The sequence below is a fragment of the Candidatus Nitrosopumilus sp. bin_68KS genome, assembly GCF_054095825.1.
The window spans coordinates 43,782-65,785 of record NZ_JBSWSP010000012.1 but is presented as its reverse complement, the minus strand read 5'-3'; the positions used below and the strand labels follow the sequence as shown (position 1 = coordinate 65,785).

Annotated in this window: 23 protein-coding genes and 1 tRNA gene; 13 read left to right on the top strand and 11 right to left on the bottom strand. The window is 33.3% G+C overall.

Features of this window, described 5'->3' with window-relative positions; genetic code table 11:
- Nucleotides 1–20: 20 nt before the first annotated feature.
- Nucleotides 21–386 (bottom strand): VOC family protein, encoded by a 366-nt coding sequence (locus ACW9W3_RS06120; RefSeq protein ID WP_457765266.1) that lies wholly within the window; start codon nt 384–386, stop codon nt 21–23.
- Between the two features lie 91 nt (nt 387–477).
- Here ACW9W3_RS06120 and ACW9W3_RS06115 point away from each other — a divergent pair, with 91 nt between their 5' ends.
- Nucleotides 478–1,428, top strand: coding sequence for an MDR/zinc-dependent alcohol dehydrogenase-like family protein (locus ACW9W3_RS06115; RefSeq protein ID WP_457765265.1), 951 nt, complete (start codon nt 478–480; stop codon nt 1,426–1,428).
- 30 nt (nt 1,429–1,458) lie between these two features.
- On the opposite strand, the gene ACW9W3_RS06110 is transcribed toward ACW9W3_RS06115, so the two are convergent.
- Together ACW9W3_RS06110 and ACW9W3_RS06105 are read right to left on the bottom strand one after the other, a co-directional pair.
- The gene (locus tag ACW9W3_RS06110; protein ID WP_457765264.1) at nt 1,459–1,587 is read right to left on the bottom strand and encodes a hypothetical protein; all 129 of its coding nucleotides are present in this window, start codon (nt 1,585–1,587) and stop codon (nt 1,459–1,461) included.
- A gap of 122 nt (nt 1,588–1,709) precedes the next feature.
- Nucleotides 1,710–1,838 carry a hypothetical protein gene (locus tag ACW9W3_RS06105; RefSeq protein WP_457765263.1) on the bottom strand — a complete coding sequence of 43 codons (129 nt, stop codon included), beginning with the start codon at nt 1,836–1,838 and terminating at the stop codon, nt 1,710–1,712.
- A 326-nt stretch (nt 1,839–2,164) separates the two neighbouring features.
- On the opposite strand from ACW9W3_RS06105, the gene ACW9W3_RS06100 reads away from it, so the two are divergent.
- On the top strand, nt 2,165–2,713 hold the full coding sequence (locus tag ACW9W3_RS06100) for a DedA family protein (protein ID WP_457765262.1): 549 nt from the start codon (nt 2,165–2,167) through the stop codon (nt 2,711–2,713).
- A gap of 97 nt (nt 2,714–2,810) precedes the next feature.
- Here the strand turns inward: ACW9W3_RS06100 and ACW9W3_RS06095 are convergent, their stop codons facing one another.
- Entirely contained in the window at nt 2,811–3,602 is a 792-nt protein-coding gene (locus ACW9W3_RS06095) for a DUF72 domain-containing protein (protein WP_457765261.1), read from the bottom strand.
- Nucleotides 3,603–3,961: 359 nt separating this feature from the next.
- Nucleotides 3,962–5,434 carry a PQQ-dependent sugar dehydrogenase gene (locus tag ACW9W3_RS06090; protein WP_457765260.1) on the bottom strand — a complete coding sequence of 491 codons (1,473 nt, stop codon included), beginning with the start codon at nt 5,432–5,434 and terminating at the stop codon, nt 3,962–3,964.
- A gap of 421 nt (nt 5,435–5,855) precedes the next feature.
- Here ACW9W3_RS06090 and ACW9W3_RS06085 point away from each other — a divergent pair, with 421 nt between their 5' ends.
- Nucleotides 5,856–6,251 carry a DUF6659 family protein gene (locus ACW9W3_RS06085; RefSeq protein WP_457765259.1) on the top strand — a complete coding sequence of 132 codons (396 nt, stop codon included), beginning with the start codon at nt 5,856–5,858 and terminating at the stop codon, nt 6,249–6,251.
- A gap of 408 nt (nt 6,252–6,659) precedes the next feature.
- On the opposite strand, the gene ACW9W3_RS06080 is transcribed toward ACW9W3_RS06085, so the two are convergent.
- Nucleotides 6,660–7,319, bottom strand: coding sequence for a uracil-DNA glycosylase (locus ACW9W3_RS06080; protein WP_457765258.1), 660 nt, complete (start codon nt 7,317–7,319; stop codon nt 6,660–6,662).
- A 484-nt stretch (nt 7,320–7,803) separates the two neighbouring features.
- Here ACW9W3_RS06080 and ACW9W3_RS06075 point away from each other — a divergent pair, with 484 nt between their 5' ends.
- Nucleotides 7,804–9,120: an ABC transporter substrate-binding protein gene (locus ACW9W3_RS06075; protein ID WP_457765257.1), complete on the top strand. Its 1,317-nt coding sequence runs from the start codon at nt 7,804–7,806 to the stop codon at nt 9,118–9,120.
- Between the two features lie 51 nt (nt 9,121–9,171).
- On the opposite strand, the gene ACW9W3_RS06070 is transcribed toward ACW9W3_RS06075, so the two are convergent.
- Nucleotides 9,172–9,894: a thermonuclease family protein gene (locus ACW9W3_RS06070; RefSeq protein WP_457765256.1), complete on the bottom strand. Its 723-nt coding sequence runs from the start codon at nt 9,892–9,894 to the stop codon at nt 9,172–9,174.
- A gap of 105 nt (nt 9,895–9,999) precedes the next feature.
- The gene (locus ACW9W3_RS06065) at nt 10,000–10,986 is read right to left on the bottom strand and encodes an aldo/keto reductase (protein ID WP_457765255.1); all 987 of its coding nucleotides are present in this window, start codon (nt 10,984–10,986) and stop codon (nt 10,000–10,002) included.
- Between the two features lie 82 nt (nt 10,987–11,068).
- On the opposite strand from ACW9W3_RS06065, the gene hisS reads away from it, so the two are divergent.
- Entirely contained in the window at nt 11,069–12,352 is a 1,284-nt protein-coding gene (hisS, locus tag ACW9W3_RS06060) for a histidine--tRNA ligase (RefSeq protein WP_457765254.1), read from the top strand.
- On the opposite strand, the gene ACW9W3_RS06055 is transcribed toward hisS, so the two are convergent.
- The gene (locus ACW9W3_RS06055) at nt 12,333–12,998 is read right to left on the bottom strand and encodes a translation initiation factor IF-6 (RefSeq protein WP_457765253.1); all 666 of its coding nucleotides are present in this window, start codon (nt 12,996–12,998) and stop codon (nt 12,333–12,335) included. The two genes, hisS and ACW9W3_RS06055, sit on opposite strands and share 20 nt — an antisense overlap.
- A gap of 124 nt (nt 12,999–13,122) precedes the next feature.
- On the opposite strand from ACW9W3_RS06055, the gene ACW9W3_RS06050 reads away from it, so the two are divergent.
- The 3 genes from ACW9W3_RS06050 to ACW9W3_RS06040 all read left to right on the top strand — a co-directional run bounded on the left by ACW9W3_RS06050 (nt 13,123) and on the right by ACW9W3_RS06040 (nt 14,438).
- Nucleotides 13,123–13,632, top strand: coding sequence for a 4Fe-4S dicluster domain-containing protein (locus ACW9W3_RS06050; protein WP_457765252.1), 510 nt, complete (start codon nt 13,123–13,125; stop codon nt 13,630–13,632).
- 100 nt (nt 13,633–13,732) lie between these two features.
- The gene (locus ACW9W3_RS06045) at nt 13,733–14,281 is read left to right on the top strand and encodes a 4Fe-4S dicluster domain-containing protein (protein ID WP_457765251.1); all 549 of its coding nucleotides are present in this window, start codon (nt 13,733–13,735) and stop codon (nt 14,279–14,281) included.
- 73 nt (nt 14,282–14,354) lie between these two features.
- A tRNA-Ser gene (locus ACW9W3_RS06040) sits at nt 14,355–14,438 on the top strand.
- Nucleotides 14,439–14,440: 2 nt separating this feature from the next.
- Here ACW9W3_RS06040 and ACW9W3_RS06035 read toward each other — a convergent pair.
- Nucleotides 14,441–15,391: a replication factor C small subunit gene (locus ACW9W3_RS06035; protein WP_457765250.1), complete on the bottom strand. Its 951-nt coding sequence runs from the start codon at nt 15,389–15,391 to the stop codon at nt 14,441–14,443.
- 192 nt (nt 15,392–15,583) lie between these two features.
- On the opposite strand from ACW9W3_RS06035, the gene ACW9W3_RS06030 reads away from it, so the two are divergent.
- Genes ACW9W3_RS06030 through ACW9W3_RS06010 form a run of 5 tightly spaced genes read left to right on the top strand, consistent with a single transcriptional unit; the run spans nt 15,584 to nt 21,528 of the window.
- Entirely contained in the window at nt 15,584–16,114 is a 531-nt protein-coding gene (locus tag ACW9W3_RS06030) for a hypothetical protein (RefSeq protein WP_457765249.1), read from the top strand.
- Nucleotides 16,095–18,182: a minichromosome maintenance protein MCM gene (locus tag ACW9W3_RS06025; RefSeq protein WP_457765248.1), complete on the top strand. Its 2,088-nt coding sequence runs from the start codon at nt 16,095–16,097 to the stop codon at nt 18,180–18,182. Before ACW9W3_RS06030 ends, ACW9W3_RS06025 begins: the two co-directional genes overlap by 20 nt.
- Nucleotides 18,179–20,305 (top strand): DEAD/DEAH box helicase, encoded by a 2,127-nt coding sequence (locus ACW9W3_RS06020; RefSeq protein WP_457765247.1) that lies wholly within the window; start codon nt 18,179–18,181, stop codon nt 20,303–20,305. The genes ACW9W3_RS06025 and ACW9W3_RS06020 overlap by 4 nt, the downstream gene beginning before the upstream one ends.
- Nucleotides 20,306–21,301 (top strand): MraY family glycosyltransferase, encoded by a 996-nt coding sequence (locus ACW9W3_RS06015; RefSeq protein WP_457765246.1) that lies wholly within the window; start codon nt 20,306–20,308, stop codon nt 21,299–21,301.
- Nucleotides 21,298–21,528, top strand: a complete 231-nt coding sequence (locus tag ACW9W3_RS06010; RefSeq protein ID WP_457765245.1) for a hypothetical protein — start codon at nt 21,298–21,300, stop codon at nt 21,526–21,528. The genes ACW9W3_RS06015 and ACW9W3_RS06010 overlap by 4 nt, the downstream gene beginning before the upstream one ends.
- Here ACW9W3_RS06010 and ACW9W3_RS06005 read toward each other — a convergent pair.
- Nucleotides 21,525–22,001, bottom strand: a complete 477-nt coding sequence (locus ACW9W3_RS06005) for an acyltransferase (RefSeq protein ID WP_457765244.1) — start codon at nt 21,999–22,001, stop codon at nt 21,525–21,527. The genes ACW9W3_RS06010 and ACW9W3_RS06005 overlap by 4 nt on opposite strands.
- Nucleotides 22,002–22,004: the final 3 nt, after the last annotated feature.

The window sequence follows — 22,004 nt, the reverse complement described above, 5'->3', positions numbered from 1 at the left end:
GTATTTTCATAATTGTATGATTACTGTACTTTCTCATCCATTTCGATAATTCCAAACATGTTACCTTCAGTATCAGTATACTGTGCAAACCATCCTATTTTTGGAATTGCCATTTTAGGAACAATTAGCTGCCCTCCTTTTTCTAGAATTTTTTTAGAATAATCATCAAGCGATGGAACATTAATGGTATTTGATATTCCTATTTGTCCTGACATTCTCTTTGATAACCCTCCGTTGATTCCGGGCTCTTTTGTTCCTGTGGTTGCCATCCAATAGTCCATTGGCCCATCCCATTTCTCAAATTTCCAATCAAACACTTCTTTGTAGAATTTTTGTGCTCTTTCAGGATCATCTGCAGGTATGTCAAAATGAGAAATTCTTGGCATGATTTTTGATCGCACTAAATTATTTAAAACTGAGCTTCTCATTTTGAATAATTTCAGTATTTTAAAATTGGATACTATATGACTTGACTTTATGAAAGCTGCTTTTTTTGATGGTGAAAAAATGATTTTTGATCAAAACTATCCTGATCCACTTTCTTCTGAATCCCTAGTTAGAGTCAACTTGGCAGGAATTTGTGGAACTGATTTAGAGATCCTTGATGGATACATGAAGTATAATGGAATTTTAGGTCATGAATTTGTTGGAACTGTAGAAAAATCAGAAAATTCTCAACTAATTGGAAAAAGAGTAGTAGGTGAAATTAATGCTGGATGTGGAGTTTGTAATTCTTGTAAAAATGGAATGTCTCGTCATTGTCCTAACAGAACAGTTCTGGGAATTTTAAAAAGAAATGGGGCATTTGCAGAATTTGTTTCACTTCCAGAAAAAAACTTACATGTTTTACCTGATTCAATCAGTGATGAACAAGCTGTGTTTATAGAACCACTAGCAGCCGCATTTGAAATCAAAGAACAAGTAAAACTTGATTCACAATGGAATGTAGCAGTGATAGGTGATGGAAGACTAGCGCAATTAATTGTACGAGTATTGAATCTATCTTGTAAGAATATCACGTGTTTTGGTAGACACAAAAATAAACTACAAAGCTTAGAGAAACTTGGGATTAAAACTAAGATTGGAATTGAATCTGCAAATGAATTCTCTTTTGATTTAGTTGTAGAGGCTACTGGAAGTAATTCCGGATTTTCTGATTCTATGAAATTGACAAAACCACGTGGAATTGTTATTTTAAAGTCAACTATTGCCTCTAGAGAGAATTTAGATTTGACTCCCACTGTTGTCAATGAAATAACCTTGATTGGCTCTCGTTGTGGGTTGTTTAAACCTGCAATTGATGCACTATCTACTGGAATGATAACTGTTGATGATTTGATTGATTCTACATTCCCTCTTGAGAAATTTCATGAAGCAATTATTCATGCAAAAAAGCCTGATACATTAAAGGTATTTCTAAAACCATAATTTGAATTATTTTTTCATATGAAATTGGTTTTACTCTAAAGGAAAATCAACCTTACAGCAAGCACATTTCCCTCTTTTACCTTTGTAACGTACCTCAAAATATTCAATAATCTCTGCACTGCATACCCAACATGTGAGTTCTTCACTTTGCTCTTTCACACTAATAGATACTTTTCATCGTTTTTATTCATACTGCAAATTTTCTTAATGAAAAACGTGAATAAGTGTAATTTGAAAAAGATAAATCACAAATATCAAAAAGTGAATTAAATTAAAATCTATTATTTCAATATGGCTAATTTTTTAAAGCAATTCATTAATCCGTACACCTCGTCTGATGTAAGTTCCTTTTCTTGTTTGATTGCAATCTTTAACATGTCTACCATTACACGAAATTCTTTCTCTTCCATTACTCCCCTAAAATTTGAATTTTTTTTAATTATAAATCTCTTATTTTGAAATATTTCATTTTAAGGATCTATTTTATGATCGATTGATTCTGTTTATTTTACAAATTTAAACCTGAAAAAATAAACTTTCAAATTTTATAAAAGCAATTTTTGAAAAAGTCGATCACATATTTTTTTATAATGTTTATCTACATATTTTTTACAAGATTGAAACAAAGAAGTTTTCTACTTTAACGAGTATTATCTAAAATTGTCATGTACCGTGACTAGTCTGGCTTAGTTTTCACTCGGAAAGTAATTTAGTAAGATTTCATTTCCAGAAGCAATTGGAACCATTTGATTCATTCCTTATTTGGATTTCAGAGTTTCTTGGAGGGCATCTTTACGAAGGAATTTTCCTAGCAGCCTTACTTGAGACTATTGTTCCTCCAATTCCCACTCTTGCAATATTTCCTACTGCTGGATTCTTGGCATTTCAACAAGGTATTCCACTTATTGGTCTGATACCTATGATTTTACTTGGAGCAGCTGGTGCTACTATGGGAACTTCAGCAATTTATCTAATCGCATTAAAGCTTGGTAGAGTTGTTTTAATTCGCTATCTTCGATATGTTAGAGTATCTGAAAAAAAATTAGAGCGAGTAGAGATTTGGTTTGAAAAATATGGTGACAAGGCTGTATTTTTGGGAAGAATGGTTCCAGTGATGAGAGAAATGATTTCAGTTCCAGCTGGATTACTAAAAATGAGAATTCCAAAATTTGTTATTTACACATTTGCAGGATCATGTGTATGGTCTACTGGAACAATTCTATCTGGTTATTACTTTGGTGAAGCAATTGGACTTGGCACTAGCACTATAGCCTCATTGCCTTAAATATCAAAAAGGTGCTATGATTTGTAACATCCTACTGTTTGGCTGGATGCATGGCAGAGATTCTTCAATGCTCCCCTAGTTATTGAAGAATTTCTGTTTAAAAATTACCTAATGTTTTTTGTCTTTTCTCTTCCCAAATTAATTCACTCATTCCAAGTTGTATTCGCAGAAAATTTGCAGTCGCAGGACCAAATCCCTCATAATGATTATTTGTCATTACCATTCCAAGTGGAGTGTCTTGAATACTTTTTAGTTTCTTTGCCCAGTTTGTGATCCATTCTTTTCTCTGTTTTCTAACTTTGCCGAATTCTGAATCAGGAATAGAACGATCTCCAATTAATCTAACGTAAAGATAATTTGCAGTAACTGGATATGGATTATTAACTCCTTCAACATCATTCCATACAAGACAATGTTTGTTTTGTTTTAGATATGCTAATGCATCATCTGAAAACCATGATTCATGTCTACCTTCAATTGGATACAAAAAATCATCGGGCAAAATGTCAAACAACTCTTCAAGTCTTGGTTTTGCTTCATCAAATGATAGAGATGGAGGTAATTGCAAAACCAGAGCTGAAACCTTTTCATGAATTGGAATAAGTGAAGACAAGAATGAAAAAACTTCTGAATTTATTTTTTCCAGCCTCTTTTCATGCGTGATTATTGATGGAAATTTGGCTGTAAATCTAAAATGCCTTGGGGTGTCGGCATTCCACCTTCTAACAATCTCTTGAGAGGGAATCCTGTAAAATGTAGAATTAATTTCAGTAATTTCAAAAATTTGTGAATAATATCTAAGCCAATCCTGACTCTTGCTATTTCTTGGATAAAAAGTTCCAGACCATCCTTGATAACTCCATCCAGTACAGCCTACTTTGATATTCATAATAATTACACATTATGTGGTATTTTTAAAAATTTGAAAGCTGACTATTGCGGATTAATCTCTGCGCAGCCTTGCTGTATGCATAGACCGGCAAACAATCACCAGCATTTGGACAATAGGTTATTGTGTCAGCTTTCCACACTACAATATGCATTCATTAAATAAAAAGTAGATCTTCAATTTCAATAGTGCAAATTATATTTCTGAGAAATTTTAACTCTGAATTAATTTAAGAATAATTTCTACTTGATGTTTATATTAAAATTCTAAATAATACAAGATATGTTTCATTTCAGAAAGAAAAGAGAATTTGTATTTATTCATATTCCCCCAATTCCATCAAGTAAACTCCCTAAAGACTAGATTTTGATAAATCCATTATTTATCATCCATTGAATGTTTTTGAAAAACTCTTCATCTGATATTGATCCCTGACTCCACCAGCCAGCATCTTTTCGTAACCATGATGGTATTTCTTCTTCAAAATCCCCTTCAGGTGCTATTCCAAATGGAATTGAAATGATGTTATTTTCTATGAGATATTGAAGACCTGATGCATAGTCGTTATCTGAAATTTGATTCAATGACCACCACTTTGCAGTTTTTTTAACCCATTCAGGAATTTTAGAAATTATTTCGACAAAATGTTTACCATCTTCAGTTCTGCACTGTCTTGGGTATGACTCCATTATAGAATTTCCAGATTCAACACATTCCTCAAAACTATTGATTGCGTTTATGGGTGCAATTCTCAGAATTTTATCATCATTAGGATTTGGAAATCCTCTCCCATCCTGATTACTTGTAAGAATATACAATAACCCATCAGGTCCAGTTTGTACATCCCGCAGTCTTCCAAATTCATCTTGGAATAGTTTTTCATGAGATAAAACCAAGTTGTTTTCTAGATCAAAATCTATCATGTGGAGATGACTTCCTCTGAGTGTAGCGACAAAATATTTTCCCTTCCAGTCAGGAATTTTATCTCCAGAGTAGAATTCTGCACCTGATGGTGCCCATGTATCATCACCTGTGTGTAATATTGGATTTTGTAATCCTTCTAATGTTTCATCTCCAATTATGTCTGGCCAGCCATAATTTGTACCTGAAATTATCACATTAATTTCATCATTGGCTATTCCTCTCCATCCTGACGGACCATGTTCTGTTGCAACTAGATTCCCAGATTCATCCCAATCAATGCCTTGGGGATTTCTATGACCTATTGAATAAATTGGAGAATTCTTCCATGGGTTATCATCTGGAATTGTTCCATTAGAATTAATTCTCAGAATCTTCCCACCCAACGAATTCAGATCTTGAGATAATTTTGGATTTCCTGCTTCTCCTGTTGTGATGTATAATTTTCCGTCTGGTCCAAATTGAATTCTTCCACCATCATGAAACGGCCCGCCAGGAATTCCATCAAGTAATATTTTATTTTCTGTTAATACTCCATCTATTAATTGAAATCGAACAAGTTTGTTTATTGTTGATAAAAATTCATTATAAGTATAATAGAGATAGATGAAATTATTTTCTTCAAATTTTGGATCCACTGCAATCCCTAACATTCCTCCCTCTACTCCTCCAACTCCAAGTGACAATAACGGTTCTTCCAACAATTTTCCATTTTCAATAATTCTGATGTGTCCATTTCTCTCGGTAAATATTGTAGTTCCATCAGGCAACCAATCAATACTCCATGGTATCGTGAGGTTGTCAGCTACTGTCTCTACTTTAACTCCAAGATCATGGTATTCTTGAGCAAATGCAACAGGAATTGTAAACAAAAAAATTGCCAAAATTACCCAATGTGATAAATCTTTCATGTCGCTCTTATGCTTTATGTGGATAAATAATTAGACATTTCTTAGAAAGTTGTTTGACATTGACCTTTCTCATAAATCTCTGATGATGAATTGATACGAAATAGGAAACGAGGTAAACTGGAAAACTACGAATTCTAGATGCTTCCATCTTTTTTCGTGTTTTCCTTTATTTCCTATCTGTCTACCTCCTCAAATCTCTTCTTTTGAATTTCGGCAGATATGATAGACCTCGTCATTAATTTTATGTAAAAATAAAATTTAAAGAGTTCTGTTTAAAATCTTAAAATTTGTTTACTATTAATAGTATTATAATACATATGTACATATTTTTATGATTTCAATTATTTTCTGAAATTAATTTAGAATCATTTTTGCCAATTACCTAGTTGTGTTAAATATGTACAAACACATCTAATTCTATATGACAGATGAGAAATTTTCCATTGAAGACATTAAAAATAAAATCAAAGATATTTTGGCTGAGCCTGAAATTAGATATTGTGGTTTGATTGATTGCAAGGGGGAATTAATTGCTGGTGATTTTAAAGATGGTGTAATCCCTTTTGAAAATGATGAAAGACGGAGGCAGACATTTCAAGAATTAGCTCATAGAGTCGCAAATAGAAAAGGTTTTGATGCAAATTTAGGCAGAGTAAAATATTCTTCTTCAAGGCGAGAAAAAGTTGTAATGATGAGTTTTCCATTTGGAAGATATATCTTACTGGTTATTGCAGAACCAAGTGTAAACATCGATAGGCTTGGTTGGAAAATAATTTACAAACTAGAACATCAATGGTCTGAATTTCATGGACTGTAAAGTATTACAAAAACTGTAATTTTTTGAGTCTTTTGTGTATGTTTGCAATCCATTATAATAATCAGAGTAAATTCCAAAATTATATCAGAACATAGATGTTATATCATGATGAAGAATTAGATGAAAAAGAATTAGAAAAAATATTTAATAAATTAGATCCAAAAACTATTGAACAAATTCAAAAACTTTATGAGAATACTGATTAAAAAAATTTTTAGTTTATGATTTATATTAAATTTTGTTTTTAACCTACTATTTCTCTTGCAATTTTATCATGACAAGTACACTTACAAAATCTGTAAAAATCACTATCATGCTCTGAATTACATTTTGAACATCCATTACCTGATGCTATTTTAACTGTAAGCGTATTTTTAATATTTTAATTTTTTGCTAGGAATTATTATTTCAAGTTATAACAAGTTTCTTTGCCTTTGCAAATACTGCAGACCACTGTACCCAAGTTAATCTTCCAGTTTGTGTATTTTGCTTTGAAGGATGATATGATGTGATGATCCTTATGGTGTCATATTTGAATAGTTTATTGTGCCCAAATTTTTCAGGTTTTACCTTGTACAATTTACAAGTTGCATCATATGCTATTTTTCCAAGACAAAGAATTGTTGTTATATTTTTTAGAATCTTTCTTTCCTGTTCCAAAAATCCAAAACAAGTGTTCATCTCTTCTCTGGTTGGTTTGTTTTGTGGCGGTGCGCATCTTACTGCTGCAGTAATATAGGCATTTTTGAGTATCAATCCATCATTGATGCTTTGACTAGTAGGTATTGATGCAAATCCATGTTTGTGCATTACTTTTGCCACCCAGTCTCCTGATGAATCCCCTGTAAACATTCTACCCGTTCTATTTCCACCGTGTGCAGCTGGTGCTAAACCTACAATAAGTAATTTAGCATTTATATCACCAAATCCAGATAGTGGTTTTCCATAGTATTTTTCATCTTTGAATCGTCGAACCTTATTTTTTGCAACATCTCTAATGTATGTTGATAGTCTTGGACATTTTTTGCAATTTACAATCTTTTTGTTTAGTGATTCTATTGAATTCAATAGTATTGAATTAGATTGGCTGTATTAAAAATTCTATTGAGTGTTATGTTCAATAAAACAAGATTCTATGTTTCCACTACTGTTTGAATAGTGATAAACAATTCCATGTGGTAGTTTTGTTTGTCCAATTAATTTCATGTTTTCACCTTAAAATTTTTTTACTTAACAAAATGTGTGTGCAAAAGCTACACCTGTTCGGGATCTCTATCTAGATTAATTCCAATTGATTGAGCCCACTTTGCTAATTCCTCTACAAACTCATTTTCTTTTTGAGTAAACATGAGCAAACTATCATTTAGGCAATAAAAGAAATTGCTATTAACTTATCTTTTATTCATAAAAAAATTTGATTTCAGAGAATTTTATTATCACAATCTATCTATATTTCCCAGGCGTGAATCACTCAAAAATTGTCTCATTTGTAATAATACTTACTATGATATTGACCGACATTCTTTATATACCAAAATAAAGAATTTGCGTAATGAAAAGTATACAACTTCTAAGCGTTGTTTTTTCACTGATCATGTTTACTGGAGTAACTGCCGGTAGTACAGCGTTTGCTGATACTGATGATCTTGAAGAAAGGATAGAGCGATTTTGTGAAATGAATGATTCAGAACGAAACGACTTTTTCATTGATTATGCAGACATGAAAGAATATGATGAAAAACTTTCTACTATCTGTAAAATAACTGATGAAGAAGAACGCGTTGATACACTAGATGAATTCATTTTTGATATAGTTCTAACTAGAGACGATGTTGATAACGATTTTGATGCAGAATTTGATGAACTTGAAGAAGAGTTCAAAGAAGATGGCATTAAAGAAGACGATAGAGACGAAACTGACGATAGAGACGAAAAATATTCTAGAGATGAATCTCTTGATGACAGACTAGAACATTATTGTAACATGACTGATCTTGAAAAACGTCAATTCTTTGCAGACCATCCGAGATTAACACAATTTTCTGATAGACTAGAAAACTATTGTGATTTATCTGAAGATGATCGAGATAATGCAATTGACAAATTTGTTGCAGAACATAAAGATATCATACGTGATTACATGAAAGATAAAATTCATGACAAAGTCACTGATAAAATTCATGAAAAAATGACTGACACTCACATGGATTATGATCGATTATGTTCTATGGCAGAATCTGACAGAGCAGCAGAAATTACTGATGTTGCAAAATTTGATAGAATCTCAAAATGGTGTAATATGACACCCGAAGAGCGAGAGGACTATGCAAAAAATCACATGAACGATAAAGTTTCTGAAAGAATCAGAATGTCTGATATGTCTCCTCGACTCAAGGCAATGATCATGGACAAACATGACATTTCTGATGAGAAACGTGAAGAAATCAAGATGAAATATAGAGAAAAACACGGTGAACTAACTGATGAACAAAAATCAGATCTAAAGATGAAGTTCAAAGATCACATGAAAAAAGTCAAAATCAAAATGTCTGATGAGCGAAGATCAGCAATTCATGACAGACTATCTGACATGAAAGCATTCAAGGAAGAACTTCGTGAACGAGCATCTGATATGACTGATGAGGAAAAACAACAACTTAGAGAAGATTTCATTCAAAAGGCAAAAGATATGCAATTAGCATGGATTTCCCCACGTATACAAATAACTGCAGGCATTGATGCTGCAGAAGTAGAATGTCGTGAAGGATTCAGTCTTGTAATGAAAGCATCTAACGGAGTACCAATGTGTCTCAAAGCAAACACTGCTCTTAAGATGATAGATAGAGGACTAGTAATTCCTGCTAACTAATCTTTTTTTTATTTTTTATTTTTATAATGTGAAATATTATTACTGCATTTACTAAGATTCACAACCAATACCATCTTTGTCAGAATCAAATCTATGTGGATCAGGTTGTAATACTGTGAATTTCTTTCGTTCCATATCTTTACAATCCAAGTCCGGTGGACTAGATGGAATACAAAAGTCTGGATATGATACATCACAATTATCTTTACTGTGTTCTAGAGTTTTATTTGGAATCTCCAATTCTAAGACAGAATTTACACATCCATGTTTTTGGGCCCAAAATTCTTTTCCAAATTCACTTGAATCACAAAATCTATCTTGTAAATATCCTAAATTAGCATCTAGTAATTCTGAATTAAGATTCACACCATTGCATGTTACTGCGCCAACCATTCTCCCATAACTTCCAAGAATTTGTCCATCATCCTCATCTACCATAACTTTAGACCCTATTGGGCAAATTGTTTCAATAAATTCTCTTGAATCCTCACCTCCAAACATCTTTAGTTCTGGAGCCGATGATAATGCAAATCTAATTGATTGACCATCAACTATGATTGTATCGCCGTCAATAATTTTAGTAACTGTGCCCTCAAAACACTGAGCACTACCAGAGCAATTTAATGAAGATTGTAAATTACTTTGAGATGCTTCTAATTTAATTCGTTTTGAATCTTCAATTCTTTCTGACTCTGCAAAATCAAATGATGAATGTCCATCCCCACCTATGAAAATCATGAAAATCACAAGTGGAATTCCAACACCTGCTCCCATTATGAGATCTTTTCGCATATTTCTAAAATAATTTTGTAAACTCAAGCATATTAAAATAAAGTTTTAAAAAAACTGTCTAGTTCTGCATAGTTTATGATGAATTTCCTATCTGTATTCGTCTCCGCAGTCTCCAATTTTCTCAAACAAATTATTTGATTTTACAGTAACTGAATTAATCGATGAAATATCATCCTTATCTAATTTTATTTCAAAAACTTTGGCATTGTCATTTCTGTGATTAGAAATTCCCAATCTTGCTCCAATAATTACTCCTGCAACTTGAGGTTTATCAAGTATAAATCTAGTAGCAATATTTGCAATACTACATTGATGTTTTTTTGCAATTTTATCAATACTAAAAAGTAATTCTTGAAATAATTGCCACCCTCCCCAAATATCTATCATATTCTTATATTTTTGTAAACTAGCTGTAGTTAATTCCCCTCTATGTGGTTCATCTGATCCTACATATTTTTCAGAAAAGAATCCTCCTAACAACGTTCCATATGTCAGAATCTTTATTCCATTTTTTATAAAAAATGGCGTCATTATTTTTTCTGGTCTTTGATCTAAAATAGAAAACTGAACTTGGTTTGACACAATATGAAAGCCATTTTCGATCATTATTCTAACTCTCTCAGTATCAAAGTTTGTCAATCCCAAATGTTTTATTTTTTGCTCGCTCTGCAATTTTGACACGTGATGTAGTACATCAAGATAACTTGTATCATTATAATCCCACCAATGAAACTGAAGTAAGTCAATACAATTAGTATTCATTTTTTTTAATGATTGCTCAATGTAGTGGGTAACAATACTATTGCTCATTGGACCTGGATTTGGAACAAATTTAGTTAGTGCTTGTGATTGAGTATTGTCAATTTTTTCTCTAAATTCCCCTACCAATGATTCTGCAGGACCATAAATGTCTGCCAAATCCCAGGTTGTAAATCCTGAATTATGATATTCTATCATATCTGCAATCGCTAAATCTTTCTCAATTTGACCGTGACCTCCTGCAACTTGCCACATTCCGTTTAGAATTCTACAAATCTCCAAATCTTTTGCAAGAGTAATTTTCTCAATTGGCACAAGTTTCTTAGAAAAAATCTCTTTAAAAAACTGGCATTATCACAGAAATATCTAAATCACAACCATCTAAGAAAGAATCATCTTGGAACTACCACGAGGAATGAAAGATTTTGAGGGTGCAGAAAATGCAAATCTTGAGCATATTCGATACCATTTCAAGCAACTATCAAATTTGTATGGGTTTTCATTTATGGATCCCTCTCCGATTGAATTACTATCTACTTTAGAAACAAAATCAGGTCCAGGAATTAGAGATGAAATTTACTATTTCAAAGATAAAGGGGACAGAGAAGTTGCATTAAGATTTGATTTTACAATGGGTCTGACAAGATATGCATCTTCTCAAAAATCTATGAAACTGCCTGCAAAACTCTCAAGTTTTGGCGGCGTATTCAGATATGATGAACCACAAAAGGGCAGATATCGATATTTTCACCAATGGGATATAGAGGTATATGGGAAACCCTCCATTGAATCAGAAGCTGAAATTATTGAACTGACCTCCAGACTATTTGATTCACTTTTGCTCAAAGGAATTTCAATTGACATTAATCATAGAAATCTTGTAGAGTCTTACATTAACAAAATTTTTGATTCAAAAGAACCTGAACTGATATCTGATATATTAAGAGCAGTAGATAAAATTGCAAAAAAATCAAAAGATGAAATTCTAAAAGAATTTCAATCTAAAGGATACGAAACAGAAAAAATACAAAAGATTCTAGAGTTCTCACAAATTAAAGGAACAATTTCAGAAGTTGAAAAATTATTTGATACAACACAATTAGAATCCTGGGATGAACTAAAACAGCTATTTGATTCACTTGAAAATAGAGGAGTATCCAATGTTAGAATTAATTTTGGTATAGTTCGAGGACTGGATTACTATTCAGGGATGGTTTTTGAAGTATTTGATAAAAATTCTACACTAGGCGCATTAGCAGGTGGTGGTAGATACGATACACTAACTAAAGCATTTGGAAGAGAGGATATTGGTGCAACTGGAGTTGCCGGAGGAGTTGAGAGAATTATTCTTACAATGCAAGAGCAAAAAATAATCCCCGAAGTATTACAAAAAAGAGTTGCAGTATTGTACATCAATGAGGAAATGCAAAAAGTTGCTCATTCAATTGCTTCGCTATTGAGATTAAATAATATTCCAACTGACATTGATTTGGCAGGAAGAAATCTGAAAAAGCAAATGGATATTGCAAACAATGCAAAATTCTCAATTATAGTTGGACCTGATGAACTTGAAGAAGGAAATGTTGTTCTAAAAGATATGATTACAGGAACAGAAGGGACAATTCCACTAGAGAAATTAACTGAAGATCCAAAATCTGTTCTTAATTTAGAAAAGATCTAGTTAACATCATAATTTCAGGACCTGTAGTTAATGATCCTACAACTATAGAATGATTATTTGCCAGTATTCCTGATGCAACATATGGGATTCCATTATTAATAGAACATTGCTCAATTTTTACGCCTAATAAATTAGAAAATGTCTTCATATCTTCTTCATCAGCTTCTGGATGGATGACGGCACCGGAATTATTTGCAACCATTACAGAACCTGTTTGATTAAAACCTGCAATTTTTTTCTGAATAACTTCTACTCCTAAAACATCTGAAATATTTTTGCAGTCTTCCGATGATAACCATGGGGAAACAACTGCCCCTTTGTCATTAGTACAAATTACATTTCCTAAGGCAGATAATTTTGAATCAAGAACACCTACTTCTAACTCAGTTTCATTTTTGAGAAAATCAAATTCATCTTGGTACGATGTTTTCGGAATTAGTATTCCTTTGTTGTTCATTACACATAATGCTCCAATTAGTCTTGTGTTGGCAATTGACATGAATAGACATTCCACATCAAGATGTTTTGCAAGTTTGTCTGCTTTTGATTGTGCATATCCCATTGGAAGTAAAATTACGCTATCATTTACTTTAGTGTAAACTCCAATGTTAGGACCACGATATACATCAAACTTGATAATATCCATATCCAGAGAATTGATCGTTCAGCGTTATGAACGTAAGGAAATCATTCCTAATGGATCAATATTTTACTATGAATCCATAATTTGCCTTATCTAGCTTTAAATAATAACCCTGAAAAATTATACTATGCCAATAGCAGAAAATTTTCCTGAAGGCCTAAAGCCTATTGGAAAAATAAACCTCGATGATGGAAATTTCCATATCATGTGGGGTCCAGGTAAAGAAAAAAACACTGATGGCTCACCAGCTGAAGTATTATCAGATTCTGATGTAGTGGCAGCATACACTGCAAGAGGAGAAGAACAAGTTCCTCTTGGTGTTAGTGGAACAATGGTAGCCGTTGATTGGGATTCTTGTGTAGCAGATGGAGCATGTATTGAAGCATGTCCAGTTCAAGTATTCCAATGGTACAGAACTGAAAAAGACATTCCAGCCAAAGATGTTGTTGGTCAAACTTTTGCAGGAACTGGTTCAAATGAAAAAGATCAAAGAAAAGATCTAACTGACAAGGCAGATCCAATCAGAGAACATGATTGTATTTGGTGCATGGCATGTGTATCTGTATGCCCACCACAAGCTATCAAAGTTGATCAATCAAATGTTGAAAAACATGAAGCAGCAGCCAAAACTCTTTAGAATTTCAAGACCCATTATATCTAGAAATTTTTATTTTATTTTTTATTTAGTCTCGACTAATTATATCTAGATTTAAATAATATTTTAAGATAGTCTGATTATGGTAGATCTACAAATTCCTGAAGACTTTTGTCATAATGACGTAAAGCCAAAAGGTAAAACAAGTCATTCCGATGGTGAAAATCTACATTTTATCTGGGGTGACGGAAGATCCGATGGTGCAGCATTCTCAAACGATGATGTAAAGGCAGCCTATGAAGCAAGAGGAGAAACACAAGTTCCTCTAGGAATTCATGGTACTACGGTTGCAGTCGATTGGGATTCATGTGTTGCAGCAGGTTCATGCATGAGTGTATGTCCCGTCCAAACCTTCCAGTGGTACAGAACCGAAAAAGATATTCCGGCAGAAAAATGTCTGGGTGAAACTTTTGAAGGAACTGGTCTTACAGAACAAGATGAAAGATTAGATTATACAGACAAATCACAACCAATCAGAGAACATGATTGTACTGTTTGTATGGCATGTCAAGAAATCTGTCCTGAAGGAGCTATTCGAATTGAAGCATCAAATCAAGAATGGCATGAGAAGGCAGCAGGAACATATGTTAAAATGCCATCAAGTGGTGGCGGACCTCACGCACACGATTAAAGAAAATTTTTCTTTTTTCTTATTTTTCTATTTCACATCAACAAATTTTAATCACTTCAATCGAAGAGTTTTCGCAGAGGTCGCCTAGCTCGGTAGGGCGCGGGCCTTGAGAGCCTGTGTGCGCAAGCATACGGGGGTTCAAATCCCTCTCTCTGCGTTTTAATTTTCTATTTTTCCAAGTTCTGCTAGCATTGCAGATAACTGAATTTCAGAATTTGCTCCAACTAGAACTCTATAATCATATTTTGCAATAATCTCTAAAATATCTGATAACTTTTCATGCTTTGATTTGAACACTGCTGAGTTGATGTATTTTAGAAAATCTGATTCTGACATTCCATACACCTTGATTAGTTCTATCATCTTCTCTCTTGCTTCTGCAACTTTACCTGATAACGCAATCTTTAGAACTTCATCTACATCAGAGGTTTTAGTTAGACCTGCTGAACCCTTGACATGCTCCTCAGTAATACCTCCAAGACTTGCAGTTGCCTGCATTAGATTAATTGCATGTCTCATATCTCCTTCAGAATAATCATAAATTGCTTTGAGACCTTTTTTATCAAATTTGACTTTCTCTTTTTTTGCAATCTCTTCTAATCTTTTAATGAGATCCTCTTCTGGAATTGTTGTAAACTTGAAGGTAGCACATCTACTTTGAATTGGGTCGATGATTTTTGATATGTTATTTGCAATGAAAATAAACCTACAAAATTTTGCAGTGTCTTCTATAATTCTTCTAAGTGCTGTTTGAGCATCTGTAGTCATCTCATCTGCTTCATCTAAAATGATTATCTTGAATGGAACTTCAACCATTCCTGCAAATCTTGAAAATTTCTTAACCTTCTCTCTGACCATGCCAATTCCTCTCTCATCTGATGCATTTAGCTCCAGTGTGTAATCTTTGAAATTTTCCCCCAAAATTTGATTTGCAATACATAATGCAGCAGTTGTTTTTCCAACTCCTGCAGAACCTGAAAACATCAGATGTGGCATATCTGTTGGATCTTTGATTAATGCCTCTAAACTACCAATAATTTCAGTTTGATTTACAATTTCTGTGAGTTTTGTTGGTCTATACTTTTCTACCCACATACCACTATCCAACATGAGTCCTAAGGGCTAATCCCCATTAATAAATCCGAATTGGTTATAGTATCATACCATATCTTAAAATCAAAATCTATCCAAATCTTCTTGCGATCAGCCTGAGATTAATTAGGATCAAATGATCTCACTAAATTGTTAACAGAATTGATCGATCCGATACTTGAGGATCTAAAAGAGGATAAGTGATCTCGCATGGAAATTGATAAAATTGAAAAAGTGCATTCTATTGGATACCGCCTAAAGGATGCTAAATTTACAGTTAATCAAGATTTTAAATTCAATGTTGCTGGAGTAAAAATTGAAGCAACTCAGGGTGATACTAACAATATTCCTCAGTGGATTGGAAAGATTCTATCTGATAATAACTTGGGGGTTTTAGATTCCCCTGATATGATTACCGAATTAAAACAAGCACTATCAAAAGAAAAGATGGTCGGAGAATATCAAATATCGACACTTGATCCACATTTTTACATTAAATTAAGAGAGTCATTAAAAGAATTGAATCGTGATGACTTTGATAAAGTTGAAAGTATGATGTTAGAATTATTTAGAATGCGAAGAGGTAAACTTGTAAAAATGGCCGACTCTATCAAACTAAATTCTGAATTATACAACAAACTTACTGTTGAAGAAAATATTTTTTACAAAACTATCTATGATAACAGTAAAGAATTTGAAAAACAAATTACAGGAGGCATAAATGAGCGTCAAACAAACTAGTACTTTTACTGATTCGGCTTTATCTGATAAAGTAAAAGAATTTCTAACTAGATTCAAAGATAAGGATGGTGTCTACAAGTATGTAGATGCAATCGATGAGATGATGCCAAAGAATGCAAAATATATCATCGTAGATTATAATGATTTAGTAGTAGAGCCACAAATTGAAGTAATTTTTTCTTCAAACCCTGATAGGATATTTGATGCATTTTCAAGAGCAATCAAAGAAGCTTTACAAACAAGATTTCCTGATTACGCTGAAAAAATTAAAGATGAAGTTCGTGTAAGATTAATTAATTTTCCACTTGAACGAAGTTTAAGACAAATTAATGCTGAAACAATTGGACACATTACTAGTGTTTCAGGAATGGTAGTTAGAGCATCTGAAGTAAAGCCTCTAGCAAAAGAACTAGTCTTTGTCTGTCCTGATGAGCATACTACCAAAGTAATTCAACTAAAAGGAATGGATGTAAAAATTCCTGTAGTATGTGACAATCCAAATTGTAAACAGCGAGATTTTGAGTTAAAGCCAGAAGCAAGTAAATTTATTGATTTTCAGATTCTTAGATTACAAGAACTTCCTGAGGATTTACCTCCAGGTCAACTTCCTCATTATATTGATGTGACAATTAGGCAGGATTTGGTAGATAATTCGAGGCCTGGTGATAGAATTATTCTTACGGGTGTTGTAAGAGTTGAGCAAGAATCTGTTGCAGGAATTCAGAGAGGTCATAGTGGATTGTATCGATTAAGAATTGAGGGAAATAATATTGAATTTTTAAGTGGACGTGGTTCTAAAACTGATAGAAAAATCGGAAGAGAAGAAATTTCCCCTGAAGAAGAAAAAATGATTAAATCACTCAGTCAAAGCTCTGATGTATATCAACGATTAATTGATTCATTTGCTCCACACATTCAAGGACAATCTCTAATCAAGGAAGCTATTCTGTTACTAATTGTAGGTTCTAATCAGAGATTGCTTGGTGATGGAAGTAAGATTAGAGGAGACATTAACGTTTTTCTAGTTGGAGATCCTGGTACTGCAAAAAGTGAGATGTTAAAATTCTGTGCAAGAATTGCACCAAGAGGTTTGTATACGTCTGGTAGAGGTTCAACTGCTGCAGGACTTACAGCTGCTGTAGTTCGTGATAAAACAGGAATTATGATGTTAGAAGCTGGCGCAGTCGTACTTGGAGATCAAGGACTTGTAAGTATAGATGAATTTGATAAGATGAAACCTGAAGATAGAAGTGCTTTACACGAGGTAATGGAACAACAGTCAGCTAGTATTGCAAAAGGTGGTATAGTTGCAACACTAAATGCTAGAACTTCAATTTTAGCTGCTGCAAACCCAATGTATGGAAAATATGATCCATTCAAAAATATTACAGAAAACGTAAATCTTCCAATCCCATTACTTACCAGATTTGATCTGATCTTTGTTGTAAGGGATATTCCAACAAAAGAGCGTGATGAAAAGATTGCAAGACACATCATTCAAAGAAACACCACAAAGGGAACTGATAAAAAATCTGTCATCGAAGTTGATTTGCTTACCAAATATCTCTCATATGCAAAACGTGGAATTCCTGAAATGACAAAAGAAGCAGAAGAGAAAATTCTATCTTATTATCTTCAGATGAGAAATGTAGAATCGGAAGAAATGATCACTGTAACTCCAAGACAATTAGAAGGAATTATTCGACTCTCTACTGCTAGAGCAAGATTACTCATGAAAGACAAGGTAGAAGAAGAGGATGCTGAACGTGCAATCTTTCTAATTCAGAGTATGCTTCAAGATGCAGGTGTTGATGTTAATACTGGAAAGGTAGATCTTGGAGTCTTACAAGGAAAGCCAAGAAGTGAGGTCTCAAAGATGCAATTATTTATGGATGTCCTCAAAAGTTTAGAAGGTGATAATAAAGTTCCAGTAGAGGAAAGAACATTTGTCCAAGAACTTGAAAAGAGTGAAAAATTCACAGAAGAGGAAGCAAGAAACTATATCAGAAGAATGCTCAGAGAAGCATCTATTTATGAATCAAAACCCGGTCACTATAACCGAGTATGAAAATTGAAAAACTAGATCTTCCAAAATCAGCAATTGATTTTTTACACTCACAAGGTTATGAAAAATTATACCCTCCACAAGCTGATAGTGTAAAGTCTGGATTGTTATCTGGTAAAAGTATTCTAGTATCTGCTCCTACTGCAAGTGGAAAAACTTTGATTGCAATGCTAGCAATGATTAGTTTTCTTTCAAAAAATACTGGAAAGGTAGTTTATCTTAGTCCATTACGAGCACTTGCTGCCGAAAAATTTTCTGAATTTAAAAAATTAGAAAAAGTAGCATTGGGGAAAAAAATCAAAGTTGGAATATCTACTGGTGATTTTGAAAATATTGAAAAAAATCTAGAGAAAAGTAACGTATTGATATTAACAAATGAAAAAATGGATTCAATAATTAGACACGGTGTGGAATGGGTTGAAGAAATTGGTCTAGTAATTTCAGATGAAGTACATTTGATAGGTGATGAAAATAGGGGACCAACACTTGAAATGATTTTGACTCAGCTAAAACTTTTGGATACAAAACCCCAACTTGTAGGCCTTAGTGCAACAATTACCAATTCTGATGAGATTGCAGATTGGCTAAATTGTAAACTCGTAAAAAATGACTGGCGACCAGTACCTCTCTCTGAAGGAGTATGTGATGGAGGAGAGGTTACAATGAGTGATGGTAAAACATTTGAAGTTGAGCGTAGCCTACGTGGAACTCCTATTGATTTAGGCGTGCAATCTGTCCAACAAGGGGGTCAATCCCTAGTATTTGCTGAAACTAGAACTCGCTCAAAATCTCTTGCAACAAAAGCTGCTGATGCAATTTTTCAGATTTTAAAAAAAAGTGAATTAAGCGATTTAGAAAAAACATCAAAAAAAATCCTCTCTGAAAATGAACATACTGAATTAGTAAAAACACTTGCACTTCTTGTTAAAAAAGGAGTTGCATTTCACCATGCAGGATTAAATCAAAAATGCAGAGAAATCATTGAGGCTGAATTTCGTAAAGGAACAATCAAGCTACTATCATCTACCCCAACTTTAGCTGCAGGAGTGAATCTTCCTGCACGAAGAGTTGTGATTTCAAATATTAATAGATATAATGCAAAGGTTGGAGCAAATAGACCAATTAGTATTCTAGAGTACAAACAACTATGTGGCAGAGCAGGTCGTCCTCAATACGATGATTATGGTGAATCAATAATTGTTGGAAATGGAAATACTGAAGATCTTATAGAGTATTACATTAACGGAGAACCAGAACCAATTGTTTCAAAGATCACTGATGATAAATCTTTGAGAACTCATATTCTCAGTGTTATTGTAACTCATCCTGGAATTAAAAAAGAAGAGATTTTAGAATTCTTTATGCAAACCTTGGGGGGATTACAATCAAGAAAACTCACATTAAAATTTGCAATTGATATTTCTTTGCGCTTTCTTTCTAGCAAATATCTGATAATCAAAAAAGGAGAAAGATACGCAGCTACTGAATTTGGAAAAAAGACATCGATGTTATACATTGATCCTTTAACTGCAACATATTTTAGAGATGCAATTGAAAATGTATCTAAAGAAAGAAATCACACGTTTGGATTTTTACATTTAATTTCTAATTGTGATGAATTTTTTCCAAAATTTTCACTACGGCAAAAAGACTATGAATCAGCTAGTTTGATGATAGAAAACAATTCTTCAGAATTACTAGAGCCAATTTCTGAATATGATTGTTCAAGAAGTCTCTTGGCTTTACAATCTTGGATTACTGAGTCTTCTGAATTGTCTCTCTCTGATAGCCTTGGAATAGAATCTGGGGACATGCATAGGATGGCTGAAAATGCTAATTGGCTTACATATTGCTTAAGAGAGATTTCAAAACACGTCGAGAGAGCTGATTTGCTAGATGAATTGGCTGATATACGAACAAGAATTGTCTATGGGATTAGAAAGGAATTACTTGACTTGGTTAAAGTTAAAGGAATTGGAAGGGTCAGAGCTAGAATTCTATACAAACATGGAATAAAGAATTTAGATGATTTATCAAAAATTCCGGTGAATAAATTGGCAGAGATTGATAAAATTGGTTCAACCATTGCGGATAACATAAAGGCAGAGTTACGAAAGGTTAGATAATTGATTGAATTAATATTTCCAGCATTAGTTTCTTGCATTGTTGCATTTTTTGTAGTTTTTGTATCTACTCCTCCTCTAATTAAATTCCTTGAAAAAAGAAATTTTGCAGTCAAGGATGTGAATAAAAAAGAAGATGTAATGGTTGTAAGACCTGGTGGAATATCTATTATTGCAGGAATTATTGCATCAGAAATTGTTCTTTATGCATTTTTACAAATCAATGAAATTCTAGCAATACTCATTACAACATTTGCAGCTTTTCTAATTGGATATGTTGATGACAGAAAAGTCATGGGTGGTTGGTTTAAACCTGTAGCACTTGCAATCGCTGCACTTCCAATCATTGTATTTGGTGTTTATGATTCAGATCTTGCTTTTCCTATATTTGGTACAGTTCAAATTCCAGCATTATATCTTGGTTTAATTATTTTTATGATTCCAATTACTGGAAACACCATTAATTCAATTGATGTTTTAAATGGAGTTGCCAGTGGCTTTATGGTTATTGCAAGTTTTTCATTATCTGTATGTTTGTTTGTAATACAAAATTATGAAATTGCAATTATTAGTTTACCGTTAGGATTTGTTTCTTTAGCATTTTACAAATATCATAAAGTACCAAGTAAAATCTTTCCTGGGGATTCTGGTGCATTAACTCTAGGTGCAATGTATGGTGCCATTGCTATTGTAGGCGGGGTTGAAATTATTGCTGCTGTTGCACTATTACCTGCTGTTATCAACTCATTTTTGTTTTTATCAAGCGTAAAACGTATAGTAGAACACAGGCAAGTCAAGGGAAAACCTGTAGAGCACACTGATGATTTTAAACTAAAAGCAACTGATGACAAAACTGCTCCTGTAACTTTGGTAAGGTTAATTCTTGCTGGTGGTCCACTTTCCGAAAAACAGGTTGGGTTTGCAATATTCAAACTTGCAATATTTTCAGGAATCTTGGCCATAATTACTGCACTTTTGATGGGAGTATTATATCCATGAAGTCTGGTCTATATGGTTTCTTGTTTGCCATGTGGATTTTGATTCTACTTGGTGGGGGAATTCTTGTTACAATTTTAGGGCCAATCTCAATTTCTGGTTTTGGTCAGTTGGATCTATTTATTTCATCAATCATAAAAGCCATTATTGCGATTGTACTTGTTGTAGTTTGGATTCTAATTTTGGCAAAATTAAAAAACTGGATTTTTAGAAAAGAAATAAAATCTTAGCTTTCTTTCCATTCTCTTTGTTTTTTGTCATATTCTTCTCTACTATATCTAATAGTTGCAGGAGAGCCAATCACAACTGAGTTTTCAGGAACATCTCTTGTTACTACAGCTCCCATTGCAACAACACTGTTTTTTCTTATGGTGACTCCAGCTTTGATTACTGCACGTGCACCAATTATTACATTATCTTCAATGGTAACTCCTATCATTTTATCACACATTGGAAATGGATCATTTGTAAGAGCAGCTGCGGGACCAATGAAAACATTCTTTCCAATTCTAGATAAAGGTGGGATGTATGCTTGACCTTCTATCTTTGTATTTTCACCAATCTTTACATCATAATCAATATGTGCAAGAGAACCTATCTTGACATTATTGCCTATCTCTACATTATCTCCTACGTATGAGAAATGCCAAATCTGAACATTCTCACCAATTTTTGCTTTATTTGAAATAAAATTTGTAACCATTAT

Bases quoted from the DNA above. Each gene is read 5' to 3' on its own strand.
- ACW9W3_RS06120 (WP_457765266.1), bottom strand. From the start codon at position 386: ATGCCAAGAATTTCTCATTTTGACATACCTGCAGATGATCCTGAAAGA.
- ACW9W3_RS06115 (WP_457765265.1), top strand. From the start codon at position 478: ATGAAAGCTGCTTTTTTTGATGGTGAAAAAATGATTTTTGATCAAAAC.
- ACW9W3_RS06105 (WP_457765263.1), bottom strand. From the start codon at position 1,838: ATGGAAGAGAAAGAATTTCGTGTAATGGTAGACATGTTAAAGATTGCA.
- ACW9W3_RS06095 (WP_457765261.1), bottom strand. From the start codon at position 3,602: ATGAATATCAAAGTAGGCTGTACTGGATGGAGTTATCAAGGATGGTCT.
- ACW9W3_RS06090 (WP_457765260.1), bottom strand. From the start codon at position 5,434: ATGAAAGATTTATCACATTGGGTAATTTTGGCAATTTTTTTGTTTACA.
- ACW9W3_RS06085 (WP_457765259.1), top strand. From the start codon at position 5,856: ATGACAGATGAGAAATTTTCCATTGAAGACATTAAAAATAAAATCAAA.
- ACW9W3_RS06075 (WP_457765257.1), top strand. From the start codon at position 7,804: ATGAAAAGTATACAACTTCTAAGCGTTGTTTTTTCACTGATCATGTTT.
- ACW9W3_RS06070 (WP_457765256.1), bottom strand. From the start codon at position 9,894: ATGGGAGCAGGTGTTGGAATTCCACTTGTGATTTTCATGATTTTCATA.
- ACW9W3_RS06055 (WP_457765253.1), bottom strand. From the start codon at position 12,998: ATGGATATTATCAAGTTTGATGTATATCGTGGTCCTAACATTGGAGTT.
- ACW9W3_RS06050 (WP_457765252.1), top strand. From the start codon at position 13,123: ATGCCAATAGCAGAAAATTTTCCTGAAGGCCTAAAGCCTATTGGAAAA.
- ACW9W3_RS06045 (WP_457765251.1), top strand. From the start codon at position 13,733: ATGGTAGATCTACAAATTCCTGAAGACTTTTGTCATAATGACGTAAAG.
- ACW9W3_RS06035 (WP_457765250.1), bottom strand. From the start codon at position 15,391: ATGTTGGATAGTGGTATGTGGGTAGAAAAGTATAGACCAACAAAACTC.
- ACW9W3_RS06030 (WP_457765249.1), top strand. From the start codon at position 15,584: ATGGAAATTGATAAAATTGAAAAAGTGCATTCTATTGGATACCGCCTA.
- ACW9W3_RS06025 (WP_457765248.1), top strand. From the start codon at position 16,095: ATGAGCGTCAAACAAACTAGTACTTTTACTGATTCGGCTTTATCTGAT.
- ACW9W3_RS06020 (WP_457765247.1), top strand. From the start codon at position 18,179: ATGAAAATTGAAAAACTAGATCTTCCAAAATCAGCAATTGATTTTTTA.
- ACW9W3_RS06010 (WP_457765245.1), top strand. From the start codon at position 21,298: ATGAAGTCTGGTCTATATGGTTTCTTGTTTGCCATGTGGATTTTGATT.
- ACW9W3_RS06005 (WP_457765244.1), bottom strand. From the start codon at position 22,001: ATGGTTACAAATTTTATTTCAAATAAAGCAAAAATTGGTGAGAATGTT.